This is a genomic window from Rhizobium mulingense (genome assembly GCF_029194105.1).
In the GTDB taxonomy this organism is placed as follows: domain Bacteria; phylum Pseudomonadota; class Alphaproteobacteria; order Rhizobiales; family Rhizobiaceae; genus Rhizobium; species Rhizobium mulingense.
In genome coordinates this window covers 204,339-218,364 of the sequence record NZ_JARFVE010000011.1, presented here as the reverse complement: position 1 = coordinate 218,364, position 14,026 = coordinate 204,339, and the positions used below count along the sequence as shown (strand labels likewise).

General features: G+C 59.8%; 20 protein-coding genes and 1 pseudogene. 13 read left to right on the top strand and 8 right to left on the bottom strand.

The window, feature by feature from the left end:
• The 4 genes from PYR71_RS23385 to PYR71_RS23370 all read left to right on the top strand — a co-directional run bounded on the left by PYR71_RS23385 (position 1) and on the right by PYR71_RS23370 (position 2,893).
• On the top strand, positions 1-786 hold the full coding sequence (locus tag PYR71_RS23385) for a transporter substrate-binding domain-containing protein (RefSeq protein ID WP_275621021.1): 786 nt from the start codon (positions 1-3) through the stop codon (positions 784-786).
• A 76-nt stretch (positions 787-862) separates the two neighbouring features.
• Positions 863-1,534 carry an amino acid ABC transporter permease gene (locus PYR71_RS23380; RefSeq protein WP_275621020.1) on the top strand — a complete coding sequence of 224 codons (672 nt, stop codon included), beginning with the start codon at positions 863-865 and terminating at the stop codon, positions 1,532-1,534.
• Complete coding sequence (locus PYR71_RS23375; RefSeq protein WP_275621019.1) at positions 1,531-2,190, top strand: amino acid ABC transporter permease; 660 nt, start codon at positions 1,531-1,533, stop codon at positions 2,188-2,190. The genes PYR71_RS23380 and PYR71_RS23375 overlap by 4 nt, the downstream gene beginning before the upstream one ends.
• Entirely contained in the window at positions 2,168-2,893 is a 726-nt protein-coding gene (locus PYR71_RS23370; protein ID WP_183934633.1) for an amino acid ABC transporter ATP-binding protein, read from the top strand. Before PYR71_RS23375 ends, PYR71_RS23370 begins: the two co-directional genes overlap by 23 nt.
• Before the next feature lie 139 nt (positions 2,894-3,032).
• Here PYR71_RS23370 and PYR71_RS23365 read toward each other — a convergent pair whose 3' ends face one another.
• The 3 genes from PYR71_RS23365 to PYR71_RS23355 form a co-directional block, all read right to left on the bottom strand.
• Positions 3,033-3,521 carry a cupin gene (locus tag PYR71_RS23365; protein WP_275621018.1) on the bottom strand — a complete coding sequence of 163 codons (489 nt, stop codon included), beginning with the start codon at positions 3,519-3,521 and terminating at the stop codon, positions 3,033-3,035.
• A gap of 257 nt (positions 3,522-3,778) precedes the next feature.
• Positions 3,779-4,441 carry a ZinT family metal-binding protein gene (locus PYR71_RS23360; protein WP_275621017.1) on the bottom strand — a complete coding sequence of 221 codons (663 nt, stop codon included), beginning with the start codon at positions 4,439-4,441 and terminating at the stop codon, positions 3,779-3,781.
• A gap of 356 nt (positions 4,442-4,797) precedes the next feature.
• Positions 4,798-5,391 carry a TetR/AcrR family transcriptional regulator gene (locus PYR71_RS23355; protein ID WP_275621016.1) on the bottom strand — a complete coding sequence of 198 codons (594 nt, stop codon included), beginning with the start codon at positions 5,389-5,391 and terminating at the stop codon, positions 4,798-4,800.
• A 94-nt stretch (positions 5,392-5,485) separates the two neighbouring features.
• On the opposite strand from PYR71_RS23355, the pseudogene PYR71_RS23350 reads away from it, so the two are divergent.
• The 4 genes and pseudogenes from PYR71_RS23350 to PYR71_RS23335 all read left to right on the top strand — a co-directional run.
• Positions 5,486-5,893, top strand: a pseudogene (locus PYR71_RS23350) (NAD-dependent epimerase/dehydratase family protein); the annotation flags it as partial.
• A complete protein-coding gene (locus tag PYR71_RS23345; RefSeq protein WP_323115736.1) occupies positions 5,821-6,375 on the top strand; it encodes an NAD-dependent epimerase/dehydratase family protein in 555 nt (184 codons plus the stop codon). The pseudogene PYR71_RS23350 and the gene PYR71_RS23345, both read left to right, overlap by 73 nt.
• A complete protein-coding gene (locus tag PYR71_RS23340; protein WP_275621015.1) occupies positions 6,362-6,517 on the top strand; it encodes a hypothetical protein in 156 nt (51 codons plus the stop codon). The genes PYR71_RS23345 and PYR71_RS23340 overlap by 14 nt, the downstream gene beginning before the upstream one ends.
• 38 nt (positions 6,518-6,555) lie before the next feature.
• Positions 6,556-6,948 (top strand): nuclear transport factor 2 family protein, encoded by a 393-nt coding sequence (locus tag PYR71_RS23335; RefSeq protein ID WP_246720413.1) that lies wholly within the window; start codon positions 6,556-6,558, stop codon positions 6,946-6,948.
• Between the two features lie 122 nt (positions 6,949-7,070).
• Here PYR71_RS23335 and PYR71_RS23330 read toward each other — a convergent pair whose 3' ends face one another.
• Complete coding sequence (locus tag PYR71_RS23330) at positions 7,071-7,808, bottom strand: PspA/IM30 family protein (RefSeq protein ID WP_275621014.1); 738 nt, start codon at positions 7,806-7,808, stop codon at positions 7,071-7,073.
• Positions 7,805-8,239 (bottom strand): YjfI family protein, encoded by a 435-nt coding sequence (locus PYR71_RS23325; RefSeq protein WP_183934626.1) that lies wholly within the window; start codon positions 8,237-8,239, stop codon positions 7,805-7,807. The genes PYR71_RS23330 and PYR71_RS23325 overlap by 4 nt, the downstream gene beginning before the upstream one ends.
• A gap of 115 nt (positions 8,240-8,354) precedes the next feature.
• Between PYR71_RS23325 and PYR71_RS23320 the strand changes: the two genes are divergently transcribed.
• Genes PYR71_RS23320 through PYR71_RS23300 form a run of 5 tightly spaced genes read left to right on the top strand, consistent with a single transcriptional unit; the run spans position 8,355 to position 12,270 of the window.
• Positions 8,355-9,410: an ion channel gene (locus tag PYR71_RS23320; RefSeq protein ID WP_275621013.1), complete on the top strand. Its 1,056-nt coding sequence runs from the start codon at positions 8,355-8,357 to the stop codon at positions 9,408-9,410.
• Complete coding sequence (locus PYR71_RS23315) at positions 9,407-10,066, top strand: YjfK family protein (protein ID WP_275621012.1); 660 nt, start codon at positions 9,407-9,409, stop codon at positions 10,064-10,066. Before PYR71_RS23320 ends, PYR71_RS23315 begins: the two co-directional genes overlap by 4 nt.
• Positions 10,067-10,100: 34 nt before the next feature.
• Positions 10,101-10,502: a DUF350 domain-containing protein gene (locus PYR71_RS23310; RefSeq protein WP_183934623.1), complete on the top strand. Its 402-nt coding sequence runs from the start codon at positions 10,101-10,103 to the stop codon at positions 10,500-10,502.
• Between the two features lie 12 nt (positions 10,503-10,514).
• Positions 10,515-11,111: a DUF1190 domain-containing protein gene (locus PYR71_RS23305; protein ID WP_275621011.1), complete on the top strand. Its 597-nt coding sequence runs from the start codon at positions 10,515-10,517 to the stop codon at positions 11,109-11,111.
• A gap of 1 nt (position 11,112) precedes the next feature.
• Entirely contained in the window at positions 11,113-12,270 is a 1,158-nt protein-coding gene (locus PYR71_RS23300; RefSeq protein ID WP_275621010.1) for a glutathionylspermidine synthase family protein, read from the top strand.
• 87 nt (positions 12,271-12,357) lie between these two features.
• On the opposite strand, the gene PYR71_RS23295 is transcribed toward PYR71_RS23300, so the two are convergent.
• The 3 genes from PYR71_RS23295 to PYR71_RS23285 all read right to left on the bottom strand — a co-directional run bounded on the left by PYR71_RS23295 (position 12,358) and on the right by PYR71_RS23285 (position 14,011).
• Positions 12,358-12,690 (bottom strand): type II toxin-antitoxin system RelE/ParE family toxin, encoded by a 333-nt coding sequence (locus PYR71_RS23295; protein ID WP_275621009.1) that lies wholly within the window; start codon positions 12,688-12,690, stop codon positions 12,358-12,360.
• Positions 12,687-12,926 (bottom strand): type II toxin-antitoxin system ParD family antitoxin, encoded by a 240-nt coding sequence (locus PYR71_RS23290; protein WP_183934619.1) that lies wholly within the window; start codon positions 12,924-12,926, stop codon positions 12,687-12,689. The genes PYR71_RS23295 and PYR71_RS23290 overlap by 4 nt, the downstream gene beginning before the upstream one ends.
• Before the next feature lie 98 nt (positions 12,927-13,024).
• Positions 13,025-14,011 (bottom strand): sugar kinase, encoded by a 987-nt coding sequence (locus PYR71_RS23285; RefSeq protein ID WP_275621008.1) that lies wholly within the window; start codon positions 14,009-14,011, stop codon positions 13,025-13,027.
• Positions 14,012-14,026 lie beyond the last annotated feature (15 nt).

Genomic DNA, 14,026 nt, shown 5'->3' with positions numbered 1-14,026 from the left:
ATGCTGACAAGACGAGTCTTTTTCGCAATCGCGGGCCTGGCCGCGACCTTCGGCTTCAACGCGCCGTCTCACGCCGATGCTCTCGCTGACATTACGGCGCGCGGTACCCTGCGTGTCGCAGTCCCGCAAGATTTCCCGCCCTTCGGCAGCGTCGGCACCGATATGGCGCCGATGGGCTACGATATCGACGTGGCCAATCTCATTGCCGAAAAGCTGGGCGTCAAAGCCGAGCTGGTGCCGGTCACGAGTGCCAACCGCGTCCCCTATCTGCAGACGAACAAGGTCGATCTCGTCATATCAAGTCTCGGCAAGAATCCGGAGCGCGAAAAGGTTATCGATTTCTCGGTCGCCTACGCGCCCTTCTTCAACGGCGTGTTCGGACCGGCCGATCTTGCGGTCGCCAAGGCGGAAGATCTCGCGGGCAAGAGCATCGGCGTCACGCGCGGCGCCGTGGAGGATCTCGAGCTGACAAAGATCGCGCCGGCCGATGCGACAATCAAGCGCTACGAGGACAATAACGGCACCATCTCGGCGTTCCTGTCCGGCCAGGTCGACATCATTGCCACCGGCAACGTCGTGGCGGCTGCGATCCTCGCCAAGAATCCTCCCAAGCGCCCTGAGCTGAAGTTCCTCATCAAGAACTCGCCCTGCTACATCGGCCTCAGCAAGGAACAGTCCGGCCTGCTGGAGAAGGTGAACGGCGTTATCGCCGCCGCCAAGTCCGACGGCACGCTGAACGCGATATCGCAGAAGTGGCTCGGCGCCGATCTGCCGTCCGATCTGTAAGCAAACCTGGATCTTGCGCATGTCTCCTGCGGCCGCGGGATGACATGCGCTCCGTCACCGCAAGAGGGGACATTCCTTGAGCTACCATTTCGAATTCGGTTGGCTGCTTCAATATTATCCCGAGATCATCAAGGGTGTGCTGATTACCCTGGAGCTTATCGCCATCGGCGGTGTGCTCGGCATTTCGCTCGGCATCTTCTGCGCCTGGGTGCGGGCGCTCGGCCCGGTCTGGCTGAAGCCGGTCGTCGCGGCCTATGTCGAACTGATCCGCAACACCCCGTTCCTGATCCAGCTTTTCTTCATCTTTTTCGGTCTGCCATCGCTTGGCCTCCAGCTCTCCGAACTGACAGCCGCCAATCTTGCCATGGTCGTCAACCTCGGCGCCTATAGCTGCGAGATCATCCGTGCCGGCATCCAGGCAACGCCAAAAGGCCAGTTCGAGGCAGGCGAGAGCCTCGCCATGACGCGCTTCGAGACTTTCCGCCACGTCGTTCTCGTGCCGTCGCTGCAGCGCATCTGGCCGGCGCTGTCGTCGCAAGTGGTCATCGTCATGCTCGGCTCAGCGGTCGTATCGCAGATCGCCGCCGAGGATCTGACCTTCGCCGCGAATTTCATACAATCGCGAACCTTCCGCGCCTTCGAGGCCTACATAGTCTCGACATCAATCTATCTCGCGCTGGCGATCCTGCTCCGGCAGGTGCTGGGCCTGATCGGCTGGTTCATCTTCCCGAGGAGGGCAGTGCGATGATCACGTTCACGCTTTGGGACATCCTGCGCAACCTGCTGCTCGCCACCCGCTGGACGATCCTTCTTTCGCTCGTCTCGTTCGTCGGCGGCGGTATGGTTGGCTTGTGTCTGCTATTCCTGCGCATCAGCAGGCGCAAGCCCGCCAGGGTACTCGCAAAATATTACATCGAGCTCTTCCAGGGCACGCCGCTGCTGATGCAGCTCTTCATCGCCTTTTTCGGTCTCGGCCTCTTCGGAATAGACGTGCCGGCTTGGCTTGCCGCGGGATTGGCGCTGATCCTGTGGAGCGCCGCCTTTCTCACCGAGATCTGGCGAGGCTGCGTCGAAGCGGTTGCGAAGGGGCAATGGGAAGCTTCCGCCAGTCTCGGCATGGGGCGTCTGCAGCAGATGCGTTACGTCATCCTTCCGCAGGCGCTGAGGATCGCCATACCGCCGACCGTCGGTTTCTCCGTTCAGATCATCAAGGGCACGGCGCTGACCTCGATCATCGGCTTCGTCGAATTGTCGAAGGCCGGCACCGTGGTCACCAACGCCACCTTCCAGCCCTTCACCGTCTATGGGCTCGTGGCGCTCATCTATTTCGCCCTTTGCTGGCCCTTGTCGAAAAGCAGCCAGGTCCTGGAGAGAAAACTCAATGTCGCTCATCGAAATCACTGACGTCCACAAAAGCTTTGGCGCCACCGAGGTGCTGAAAGGCATCAATCTCGATGTCGAGCCGGGGGAGGTCATCGCCATTATCGGCAAGAGCGGTTCGGGCAAATCGACCCTGCTTCGCTGCATCAACGGACTGGAGACAATCACCAGCGGCTCCATCTCCGTGGCCGGTGCGCAGCTCCTCGACGATGAGGTGCACCTCAAGGCACTGCGTCTCAAGGTCGGCATGATCTTTCAGCAATTCAACCTTTTCCCGCACTTAAGCGCCGGCGGCAATGTCATGCTGTCGCAAACCGTGGTCAAGAAGACCGCGAAGGCCGAGGCAGAAGCTACCGCCCGCAAGATGCTGGAGCGGGTGGGGCTGGGGCACAAGTTCGACGCTTATCCGGATGAGCTCTCGGGCGGCCAGCAACAGCGAGTCGCCATCGCCCGCGCGCTCGCAATGCAGCCGACCGCGCTTCTCTGCGACGAGATTACGTCGGCGCTTGATCCGGAACTGGTCGCCGAAGTTCTGGCCGTCGTGCGCGAGCTTGCCGCCGAGGGAATGACGCTGCTGATGGTCACGCATGAGATGAAGTTCGCCCGCGACGTCTGCAGTCGCGTCGTCTTCATGCATCAGGGCAGGGTCCACGAAGCAGGCCGGCCGGAGGATGTCTTCGCCAATCCGCAGACTGCCGAGCTCAGGCAGTTTCTTGGTGTCGGCTAAAGCGCGCCGCATCAAATTTGATTCATGCGACGCGCTTTAGCTCTTTGTTTTTATGCATGTCGTTGTCCCGGAACCGTGCACAGTTCCGGGCGACATGCATTGGGTCGTCATGGTGGCCGCGTGATTGGGCGGCAAACAGCTACCGCCATTTTTTGGTGAGAAATCCCGACGGACCTTGAACCGGATCGCTGTGGGGGAGGGGTACGGATGCGATTTTTGCCAGCATGTCGCTGGATGCAGCCGAAGTCTGAATGTCGGCATGCTGTCCCTTGGGATAAGCGCCGACCACCTGGAAGTCCGACGTGCAGCCGAGATTTTGGTGCCCTGTCCCGGCCGGAAGCACCAAACAATCCCCCGCCGCGACCTTTATGGCTTGACCGCCGGGACCGCCAATCAGAAGGGTGGCGCTACCGCGTGCAACTCCGAGCACCTCGTGTGCGCCGGCATGGTAGTGCTGATAATCGAAAACACCGTTTGTCCAGATGCCTGTCCAACCGCTTGCCGCGAAGCGATCCTCGAAATCGCAATGTCCGTAGTCGTCAACAAGCCCCGTGTAAAGCAGCACAGGAAGGCGCTGATTGTTCGGAACCCAGTCGCTCGGCTCGAAAATTGTCGCTTCGGCGTGCATGTCCAATTCCCAGGTTGTCATCGATTGCCGCGGCGAGAGAAAGCGAGGAGCCGTTGCAACTGTTCACACCGGCGTTTTGACGCGCTCTTCGCCGAAGGCATCCGCGCTGGCGGCGGCAAAAACCAAACTTTGGTGATTGCCAAAGGTTCCTCGACACGCCCGGCAGGAGGTTGCCTGATGCTCGCGCTCCGAGCCAAGACAAGAGCGAGGGCGCTCTGCGCGCCCCCGATCCGGCAACGTGCGGTCGCTTCGGCTCGTCAGTGGGCCAGCATCTCCTCGGCGATCTGCTTGCCGTTCAGGTTCGCGGGGTAGTAGGTCGGCCAGTTGGTGACCTCGTTCAACAGCGCGGCGCGGTCATTGCCCCAGTAAAGATGGTAGTGGTCGGCCTTCTCGGGGGCGACGATGTGGTCGCTGAACTGAATGAACCGAGGTGCGGCGTCGTCACCGGCGCTTTTCCTGAAGATGAAACGAACGCCTCGATTGCCCTTCTTGTAGGTGAGGATTTCGTGCCCATCAGTCTCGTAGTCTCCGGTCACGGAGTCCTTGCCGCGGAAAAACGTAACCTTCTTTCCGTTGATGACGATCCGGCCGACGTTGGTCTTGTATCCCCTGTCATAGTAGGCACGATATTCCCCGCCGCTCTTGTCGCCATGTTTCGCCTTGTCGGCCAACACCGGATCCAAGGTTCCGTCGACAAGATAGGGGTAGACCGACTGCCAATCGCCTTCCCAGTCCGACAGTTCACGCGCCTTTACCTGATCGTCATCGAAATACCCATCATGTACCGACCCCTTCTTATCGTGGGAATGGCTGTGGCCGTGATTGTTCCCCGAAGATGTCTGGGCGCCTGCCGTTCCCGCAAAAGTCAACGTTGCGGATACAGCCAGGGCGTAGCTGAGTGTTGTGATCGCCTTCTTCATTCACTGAAACCTTTCGATTGGCCGGCACGGCTCGTGCTCGATATGTCATGTAATAACATTACAGACGCCGATTAGCGTGGTTTGGCCGCAAGCGCAAGGTAGGAGATGCGCGTCGCTTGGTGATCACCATTCGAACGCATTGCGTTCAAGTCAATTGGGGGGCATCGCTGCAAAAGCTCGGGTTCATACCGAAATCCCGCGTCATCTTCATGAACCAGGGTCGTCTGCGGGGAGGGCGATCCGAAGGAAATGTTTGTGCGTCCGACGCAAATAGCCACCTTGGCCTTATGGACTTCGATCTCGCGGCCGGCGTCTGCTAATTTCTGCGGCAAAGCTGCCGCGGCGATGCCGGTCGGTCATCTCCTGCTTTCCGGCATGAGCGCCAATTGCAAAATCCGCATCAACAGCCGCATGGATTCATCCGATGGTCCACCGGCGCGGAAATTATGCTTGATGCCATCCATCGCAGCCGCAATAAGCGCAGCGAGGTCAGCAGGTCGGCCTCCTGATGCTACCAGATCGATTTCCCCCCGCTCTAGGGCTTCCCCCAGGGCCCCTGACAACAGCGCGATGAGCTTCGATCGGGCGGCAATCGTTATGTCCTCGGCGAGCTCCATGTTCGTTTCGAACAGTTCCTTGGCATTTTCGCTGTTGCCGAACGGGGCGATCAACCCTTCCTGGAAGGCGGAGATGGCAGCCGCGATACGATCGATCACATCGCCCGTCCGATTAAGGACCGCTTCCACCTCGGCCATTGTCAATCGGTGCGCACGGGCGGAACCGGCCCGAAACAGTTCTTCCTTGCTGTTGAAAGCAAGATAGAGCGAAGCGCGCGATATCCCTGCCGCGCGCGCAATATCCGCCATGGTGGTTTTCTGAAAGCCGTACCGGGCGAACACTGGGAGCGCGGAATCCAGAATATGAGCTGATTTGCGATCTTCATTTTTCATATGGACACATTGACACTGCTTGTCTGAGGCGTCAAAAGTCAGATAGACAAATTGAGTCCAATTGTCTATCTGACCATCGCTAAGGAGCAGGACGATGAATCGGACGCAACTACCGAAGGACACCACGGTCCTTGTCACAGGTATCAGTGGTTTCCTGGGCGGGCACGTGGCGCTGCAGTTGCTGCAACAAGGTTATCGCGTTCGGGGAAGCATGCGGGCGATGCGTTCAGCGCCGGAAATCGGCTCGCGCTTTCAGCCTTTCGCTAAAAGTCTGAGCTTCGTCGAAGCCGACCTCGACCAAGATCTCTGCTGGACGAAGGCGATTGAGGGCTGCGACTACGTCATCCATACGGCGTCTCCGTTTCCAAGCGGCGCGGTGCGCGACGCGGCAGGGCTCATCCGGACAGCGCGGGAGGGTACTCTCCGCGTATTGCGCGCCGCCCATTCGCGGAAAGTGCAAAGGGTCGTCCTTACCTCATCCATCGCGGCCACCAACCATGGTGGCGCGCTCCATTCAGCGAGACGGACTGGACCGACACTGAGAGCAAACGGGCAACCGCTTACTACCAATCCAAGACATTGGCCGAACGCGCCGCATGGGCGTTCGCCGAACAAAACGATCTTCCTCTCGCCGTGATAAATCCAGGCCTCATCCTTGGCCCTTTAATGGGCAATGACTGCGGCACGTCGGTTGGACTGATCAAACATTTGATGAGCGGCAGATTCACGAGGCTCCCGCGTTACGGCTGTGCAATCGCGGATGTTCGCGATGTCGCCCTTGCCCATGTCCGCGCGATGATCCAGCCTGAAGCTGCCGGACACAGATTCATGGTTGGAGGAGGCGTCTTCTGGATGAAAGACCTTGCGCGCGTTCTAGCCCAATCCTTTCCAGATTACGCATCACAATTGCCATCCGCAGAACTTCCGAACTGGGTCGTCCGAATTCTGACTCATCGATGCCGACGCTCGGATGATCGTTCATGAGCTTGGACGGGACCTGCGCATCAACACCGCCAAGGCAGAAACGATGTTGCAATGGCAGCCGCGCCCTGAGGAGGAAACTATCCGCGCCTGCGGTCAGAGCCTGATCGACAACGGCCTGGTGACCGCCGGTCGTCAAAATTGATCTGCGCGGCGAAGAGCAAATGCATCCAGGAGATGAAAATGACAAGCAATGGTCAAACTGCAGCAGACCACATCCGTGAAATCGAGCGCACCCGGCTGCGTGCACTGGTCGCGGCCGATATGGCCGCGGCCAGGCCTCTTCACGCCGATGATTTTCAATTGATCACGCCAATCGGTGTAGCCCTCTCGCGCGAGGAATATCTAGGCGCTATCGAAGCCGGACACATCGAGTATCGGGCTTGGGAGCCAAGTGACATTGCGGTCCGCCTCAATGGCTCCGCTGCGGTGATACGTTATCGTGCGCGCCTCGAAGTCATCTTCAACGGGCACGCCGTGCCGCCCGGGGAGTATTGGCATACAGATACTTATGAACACCGCGACGGAGAGTGGATGGTTGTCTGGTCGCAGGCAACAGCCGTCGGCCGCCGATAGCCGCGAGATCGGCGCCCCCGCGACGCAAATAGATCTTCGCCTTCGCGAGATCTACCGAAGTTCAACGTGCGGCCGCTCGGTCTTCGGGAATAAATATCTCGACAGGGCGGCCGCTCCGGGAATTATCGGTCCTTGTTGCCGGCAGGGGCGGGCAGCAAGACTGGCTCGGTCGAGCGTGTCGGAGCCATCAGCTGTGCAAGGACGTCATCGGCCGACTGGCTCGAACTGCCGATGCCGGCCTCACGCAGCTGGCGGTCGAGATCGCTGCCGTTTTCCAGTGCGGCCAGTTCAGCCCCGGCTTCGATGCGTCCGGCGGTGATTTCCTGGCGTTTCTTGATGCGTTCGAGACTTTCCACGGCGCTGCCGAGACGGTTGTTGATGCCCGACTGGTTATGGGCGATCGCCGATTGGGCGCGCAAGAGCGACTCATTGGCTTTGACGTTCTCCACCTCGCGCTTCATCTGCGCGATGCGCGACTCAGTTTCCTGAATCGTGCGCAGCATCTGCTGCTGGCGGGGCAGCAGCCGATCGAGCTCTTCCTGGTCTCGCTGCACTTCGGCGCGACTATTGGCAATGCGCTGCGCCAGACCCTGCGCGAGATCCGTACGGCCCGCGGAGATCGCAGCGCGGGCGCTGTCGGTATCCTTGGTTTCCTTCGCTCGGTTTTCTTCAAGCCGGCGCATGACGCTCTTGTTCGATGCCATAATGCCGGCGAGATCGGATCGCGCCCGGCGCAGCGACTGTTCGGCGTCGCGAATTTCCTGGTCGAGAATGCGCATGGATTGGCTGTCGGCGGCTGCTTCTGCTGCCTCGTTGATGCCGCCGCGAATGGCGGTAAAAATTTTTCCCCAGGTGCTCACGCTGCAATCTCCCCGCTTTTCCATTCTTCAATCATATGCGCTGCATCGACGGCATTGGCAGCCAGAATTGCGACTTCCTCCACGACGGTCTCGGCCGGCGAGCGTGCTGAAAGCGAGCCAAACAATTCGTACCATTCCTCACCGTCGATCGTGGTGATGCCGAAACTGGAAAGCGGCACGAACTTGTGCGTCTTCAGAACCATGCGTTCGAAGGCCTCTCGCTTGGGCACCTCCTTGCAGGGCACTAGAACAACGCTGACGAGGATGTCGCGCTCGCCGCTCACCGTGACGAAAACGTCAAGATCGCCTCTTTCCTTCAGCGTTACGCACAAGACGTCCCCGTGTTCGGGTACGGCTACGTCAACATCGCCGAGCGCCTCCGGATCCGCGGCGAACAGGCGCGTTAAAGTGGTGAGGTTCCAGGTCTCCAAAAAAGTCCTCCATCGGTTAGAGCGTCAAAAATATCTGGGTAGTCGGTTTACAACTTAAAGGTCTGGTGCGCGAAATAAATTTCGGTAGGGTGCACGTTAGCAACGGGGGAATCGCTTGCCATTTATCGCTTCATTTTTGCGGCGTATATATCTTTCGCTCGGCGAATTGGCCTGGTCAGCGCTTTTTCTTGTCCTCGTTCTCCATCTGGTCGCGTCTTACCTGCTCTTTATGTTGGCAGGCGAGGGCGATCTCGTCGGCAACCCCGTCGACTTCCTTTACTACTATATGGTCACCGCAACGACTGTCGGCTATGGCGATCTTTCTCCAAAGTCGGCGCCCGGCCGGATCATCACCGTCCTGGTCGTTCTTCCCGGTGGCATTGCCATCTTTACTGCAGTTCTTGGCAAGTTGTTGACAGCTATCGGTACGATCTGGAGGAATCGCATGCGCGGATTGGGTGATTACAGCGAACGCGCCGGCCATATCATTGTTCTGGGCTGGCAAGAGGGGCAGACATACCAGACGATGCGGCTGCTGCATTCCGAACGCCAAGCCAACGAGCCGATGAGCGTTCTGGTCGCCAAGGATCTGCCGGAGAACCCCGCCAGCGACTGCACCGACTATATCAGAACCGATCGGCTTGCCGATGCCGATGCACTGGTGCGGGCCGGCGTGGCCCAGGCACGCCCCATCATCGCGCGCGGCGCTAATGACGACGAGACGCTGGCCGCAGTCCTGATTGCCGAGGATCACGCGCCCAATGCCCATATCGTGGCCTATTTCGCCGATGACCACACGGCACAGATGGTCAAACAGCTGCGGCCGCGCGTCGAGGCGGTGGGCTCGCTCGCCGAGGAGCTTCTGTCGCGTTCAGCGCGTGACCCGGGCTCCTCGGAAATCGCCGCACGACTGCTGTCGGCCGCCTCCTCCGACACGGCCTTTTCCCTGCCGGTACCACCTTTGCAAACGCCACTGCTCTATGGCGACGTGTTTTTAAGGCTCAAGCGTCGGTACAACGTGACACTGGTGGGCATGCTGAGCCAAGGCATGACCGATCTGAATTGCCGAGACGAGACGCCGATGCACGGCGGGGAGACTCTTTACTACATCAGCGGAATGCGGCTAGATCCCGCTGCCATCGTCTGGGCTAGAATGGGAGACGAAACATGATCGGCTGGTTCGGTGGAAATAAGAATGAAAAGCCTCTGCCCAAAGAGCTGGGCCCCTTAAGCGCGGCCATCGGTGGGGCGTTCGAGATCGATTTCCTCTCCCTTGAAGCCGATGCTCTTGGCGGCGAGCCGGCCATGCCGCTGCCACGGAGCGGGCCGTTCATCATTGCCGGCTACGGTGAGGTTTCGCTCGATGCCGGCACGGTTCTGTCGCGCTACTACGATGAAGAGAACCGGATGATTCAGGTGATGTCGGCCTCGGGCAAGCCGGGTGACGCGATCGACGATATCAGCTTTTATCAGCCGTGGGACAGTGTCGTGCCGGCCGGTCAGAGCGAATGGCGCCGCTGGACCGGTCCGGCCGGCCTGATCGGCCAGCCATCCTATGATGCCGACGGGATCCTCTATAACCGATTCTGGGGCGACGGCCCGGAACGCGCCCAACTGGTGGAATTTATTGAAAAGGTCGACGACGGCGAAGCGCAGCGCTCCATTCACCAGACCTGCATGTTGTATTACCGCCCACTTGGCTCGACGCGCGAAATGCTTCTGATCAACGTCGAGCGCGACCTCGACCTCGGCCAGAGCCAGGCGGGCAGTTCAGTGGAATTTCTGATCGGTTACGGTCTGGCTCCAGCCGATGTTCGCCGCGTCTGATGGACCCTATCAATTTTAACGGAGGAATTTATCGATGCTCGATTACGTGGCGGGCCTGCCTGCCTTCCTTGGCTATTTCGCCGTCGGTCTAGCCGCATACGCTGTTTTCGCGGTGATCTACACATTCCTGACACCGCAAAAGGAAGTCCAGCTCATTCGCGCAGGCAATCTTGCCGCGGTCACGGCATTTTTGGGAGCGCTTGTCGGTTTCAGTCTGCCTCTGGCTTCGGCCGCGGCCAATTCGGTCAGCATCGTCGACTATATCATATGGGCGGTGGTCGGCATTCTGGCGCAGATCCTCGCTTTCTATATTGCGAATTTCACCATGAGGGATCTGCATGAGAAGATCACTGCCGACAATATCGCCGCAGGCATCTGGGGCGGCGGCATCGCGCTGGTCATCGGTATTCTCAACGCCGCCTGCATGACCTATTGAGGGGAGGGAACGATGCGCAGACGTAAGAGCGGGCATAGACGACCTTTCCTGGCCCTTGGCACTATCGCTGCCTCGACCCTGGCGCTATCCGGTTGCGGCGATCAGACGCCTTCGGAGGTTATGTTCACCTCCGTCGACCAATGCGTGGCATCCGGCATGGACCGGCAGGTCTGCCAAGCCGGCTATCAGGATGCGATGCGGGCCCACCTTGCCGCCGCGCCGCGTTTCGACGGCATGGCCGCCTGCGAAGCCGAATATGGCAAGGGCCAGTGCACGGAACAGCAGGCCAACGCCGTCCCCAACAATACCGGCGGCAGCGGCAGCTTCTTTACGCCGTTCCTGGCAGGCTACATGCTGTCTTCGGCACTGAACAACATCAGCGACTATTCCGATTATCGCCGGCGCCAGGAGGCGAGTGGTTCCTACTACGGTTCGACGCCGATTTATCGCAATCGCTCGGGGCAGACGCTGACAACGACGGTTCGCTCAGGCGGCGCGGACAGTGTGACTGCGCCCTCGCGCCAGAGCGTCAAGCCGGTCAATGTCAATACCCGCACCGTCGCCCGGCAGGGCTTCGGTGGCCGTTCGTCCTTCAGTTTCGGCGGCTGACATGAAGCGCATCACTCTTCCCGCGCGTCCTGATTGGCGTGACAAGGCGCGCGCCGTCGGCTTCGGATTTCACGTCATGTATGGCGAGCCCTACTGGCTCGACGATGCCGCCTATACGTTCACGCTCGACGAAATCGAGGCGCAGATCGAAGAACCGAGCCAGGAACTGCATGACATGTGCATGGATCTGGTCGGTGATATCGTCGGCAGCGAAGAGTCGCTCGACAGGCTGGCCATTCCGGAGGACCTGCGCGATGTGGTACAGCGCTCCTGGCAGCGTCGCGACCGGCACCTTTACGGCCGTTTCGATCTTGCTTACGACGGCAGCGGCCCGGCTAAGCTGCTCGAATACAACGCCGATACTCCCACCTCCGTATTCGAGACCGCCTATTTCCAGTTCAACTGGCTGACCGATCAGATCGCTTTGGGTGTTCTGCCGAAGGAAGCGGACCAGTATAATTTCCTGCAGGAGAGCCTTGTCGAGGCGTTCGACCAGTTTCCAAAGGAGCCGATCTTCCACTTCGCTGCGATAACCGACAACGAGGAGGATCGCGGCACGACGGTCTATTTGATGGACTGTGCGGTGCAGGCCGGCCATCGCGTCGAGCTTCTCGACATTCGCGAGATCGGCATCGATGCCGAGGGCCGCTACACCGATCTCAAGGATCGGGTGATCGACCGCTGCTTCAAGCTGTATCCATGGGAATTCATGCTGCGCGAGCCGTTTGCCCGCGAACTCGCGCGCTCGGGCGATGTTTTCGTCGAGCCCGCCTGGAAGGCCGTGCTTTCCAACAAGGGGCTTCTGCCTTTGCTCTGGCAGCGCCATCCCAATCACCCCAATCTTTTGCCGAGCTATTTCACCGATGACCCTGCGGCGTCCACCTTGACCGACTATGTGCGCAAACCGCTGTTGTCGCGAGAAGGTGAGAACGTCACGATATTTCGACAGGGGCGGGAACTGGTTTCTGCTCCGGGCGATTACGGCGACGAAGGTTTCATCATCCAGGCCTACGCCCCGCTTTTCGAAAGCGACGGCGGCTTCGCCGTGCTCGGCAGCTGGGTCGCCGGTGATCGCGCCTGCGGTCTTGCGGTTCGCGAAGATCGGACACGGATAACGGCCAATCTATCGCGCTTCGTGCCGCATGTTATAATGGAGTAATAGGTGATATGCCCGTATTGATAGCAAAAGTGGCGTAAGATAGCTTATGGAACATCCCTTGAAGAAGGGCATTACAAATACGTCGCGCTAATCCGATGCCTCTGAATCCTGCAGCCACGCCGGAATGTCCTGTTTGGCGTGCAGAAGCCGCCACACATCGACGTGGTCGGCCCGCTCAAGATAGAAGACCACATAGGGAAAGCCTTTGATCGTCGTGCAGCGCAGATCGGGCAGACCGAGTTCATATGCGTAGCGCAATGAACCCGATGCGGGATGCTCTGCGATCAAAGTATAGGTCGATTGCAGTGCATCGATGAAACCTACCGCTATCTGTGCTCCCGCCGTGCGAGCGTAATAATCCACGGCATTCTCGACATCCCCGCGAGCTGACTGGCGGGGGACGACAGGTTTCGCGGTCACTTGGCGCTTTGTTTCGTTGCGCGTTCGCGCAAGCTATCGAAATAGCTGGTATTAACGGGTTCGGTCACCTCGGTTGACGCGCCTTCAAGCAGAAGATTGCGCAACTGCTGCCGATCCTTGTCGTGACGGATCAGTTCGCGCACGTACTCGCTGCTCGTGCCATATCCTCGGCCGGCCACCTGCTGGTCGACGAAGTGCTTCAGATGATCGGGTAGCGAGATATTCATCGTGCTCATGGGACCAAAATAGCCGCCATGGCAAAATTTGGCAAGGGGTGGCCCTTCGTACGGCGGCGAGGCGCATCGCGCCATTGGCGACGACGCAGCGTTCGACCTCAGCTATCGAACGCGATTTCGCTCGCCTTCCGGGAAACTCCGAGATTCCAATCCCGTAGAGCATCGCACACCTCGGCTCGTGTGGGCGCGCCGGTGCGTCCGCCGAACACCCGGCATTTCAGCGCCGCCGCCATCGACGACAAGCGCATCGTCTCTTCGATCGGCAGGCCTTCAGCGATCGCCAGCGCGAAAGCGCCGTGGAAGATGTCGCCCGCCGCAAGCGTGTCGACCGTTCTGACCTTCGGGGCGGCAAGGTGACGGATATCGCCGCTTGGGTCATCGAACCACAGGGAGCCTGTTTCGCCGGCTGTGACGCTGATGAAGGCGTGTTCGAATTTCCGCTTCAGAAGGCCGACGCTTTCCACGAGATCTGCCGTTCCGGCAAGTCGCTCGGCGGCCGGCTGCGAAAAGATGATGTGAGAGGCGGCCGGCGCGAGCATTTCGATAACGCCCTCGCCAGCAACATCGCCATCGAGAATAGCAGGTTTGCCGGCTTCGCGGGCCGCGATCAGCGTCCGCAGCGCCAGCTTCGGCCAGCGGACGTCGACCAGCACGGCATCGAAGGCAGAAATCTCCTGCGCGCTGACCGGCCTGACCGTATCGTGGAGCCGCGCGTCGTAGAAGGGCACGATCAAGCGTTCGCCCTGATCATCGATGAGGATCGTCGAGATGGCCGAGCGGGCGCCGTCGATACGCAGCATGTCGCTCGTAACGATGCCGCTCTTGCCAAGATCGGCAATGATGCGTTCGCCGGCAGCATCGTTGCCAACCGCGCCCCAGAGGCTGGCAGCGCCGCCAAGCCGGACGATGGCATAGGCTGCACTCGACGCCATGCCTTCGGCAACCTGCAGCATCTCATAGGGCAGGATCTTGCCCTGGCCAGCGGGCAAAGTTCGGACGCGAAACAGCGTGTCCAGAACTGCCGCGCCGACACATAATACGCGGCGCGCCGGACCGGGCGGCCGGTCGAGGCTGAAGGAAGTCATCAAGGGCCGCCTCGC

Coding starts and splice junctions, on each gene's coding strand:
- PYR71_RS23290 (WP_183934619.1), bottom strand. CDS start 12,926: ATGAGCACGATGAATATCTCGCTACCCGATCATCTGAAGCACTTCGTC.
- PYR71_RS23300 (WP_275621010.1), top strand. CDS start 11,113: ATGAAGCGCATCACTCTTCCCGCGCGTCCTGATTGGCGTGACAAGGCG.
- PYR71_RS23370 (WP_183934633.1), top strand. CDS start 2,168: ATGTCGCTCATCGAAATCACTGACGTCCACAAAAGCTTTGGCGCCACC.
- PYR71_RS23340 (WP_275621015.1), top strand. CDS start 6,362: ATGATCGTTCATGAGCTTGGACGGGACCTGCGCATCAACACCGCCAAG.
- PYR71_RS23315 (WP_275621012.1), top strand. CDS start 9,407: ATGATCGGCTGGTTCGGTGGAAATAAGAATGAAAAGCCTCTGCCCAAA.
- PYR71_RS23285 (WP_275621008.1), bottom strand. CDS start 14,011: ATGACTTCCTTCAGCCTCGACCGGCCGCCCGGTCCGGCGCGCCGCGTA.
- PYR71_RS23335 (WP_246720413.1), top strand. CDS start 6,556: ATGACAAGCAATGGTCAAACTGCAGCAGACCACATCCGTGAAATCGAG.
- PYR71_RS23355 (WP_275621016.1), bottom strand. CDS start 5,391: ATGAAAAATGAAGATCGCAAATCAGCTCATATTCTGGATTCCGCGCTC.
- PYR71_RS23385 (WP_275621021.1), top strand. CDS start 1: ATGCTGACAAGACGAGTCTTTTTCGCAATCGCGGGCCTGGCCGCGACC.
- PYR71_RS23375 (WP_275621019.1), top strand. CDS start 1,531: ATGATCACGTTCACGCTTTGGGACATCCTGCGCAACCTGCTGCTCGCC.
- PYR71_RS23305 (WP_275621011.1), top strand. CDS start 10,515: ATGCGCAGACGTAAGAGCGGGCATAGACGACCTTTCCTGGCCCTTGGC.
- PYR71_RS23360 (WP_275621017.1), bottom strand. CDS start 4,441: ATGAAGAAGGCGATCACAACACTCAGCTACGCCCTGGCTGTATCCGCA.
- PYR71_RS23310 (WP_183934623.1), top strand. CDS start 10,101: ATGCTCGATTACGTGGCGGGCCTGCCTGCCTTCCTTGGCTATTTCGCC.
- PYR71_RS23365 (WP_275621018.1), bottom strand. CDS start 3,521: ATGCACGCCGAAGCGACAATTTTCGAGCCGAGCGACTGGGTTCCGAAC.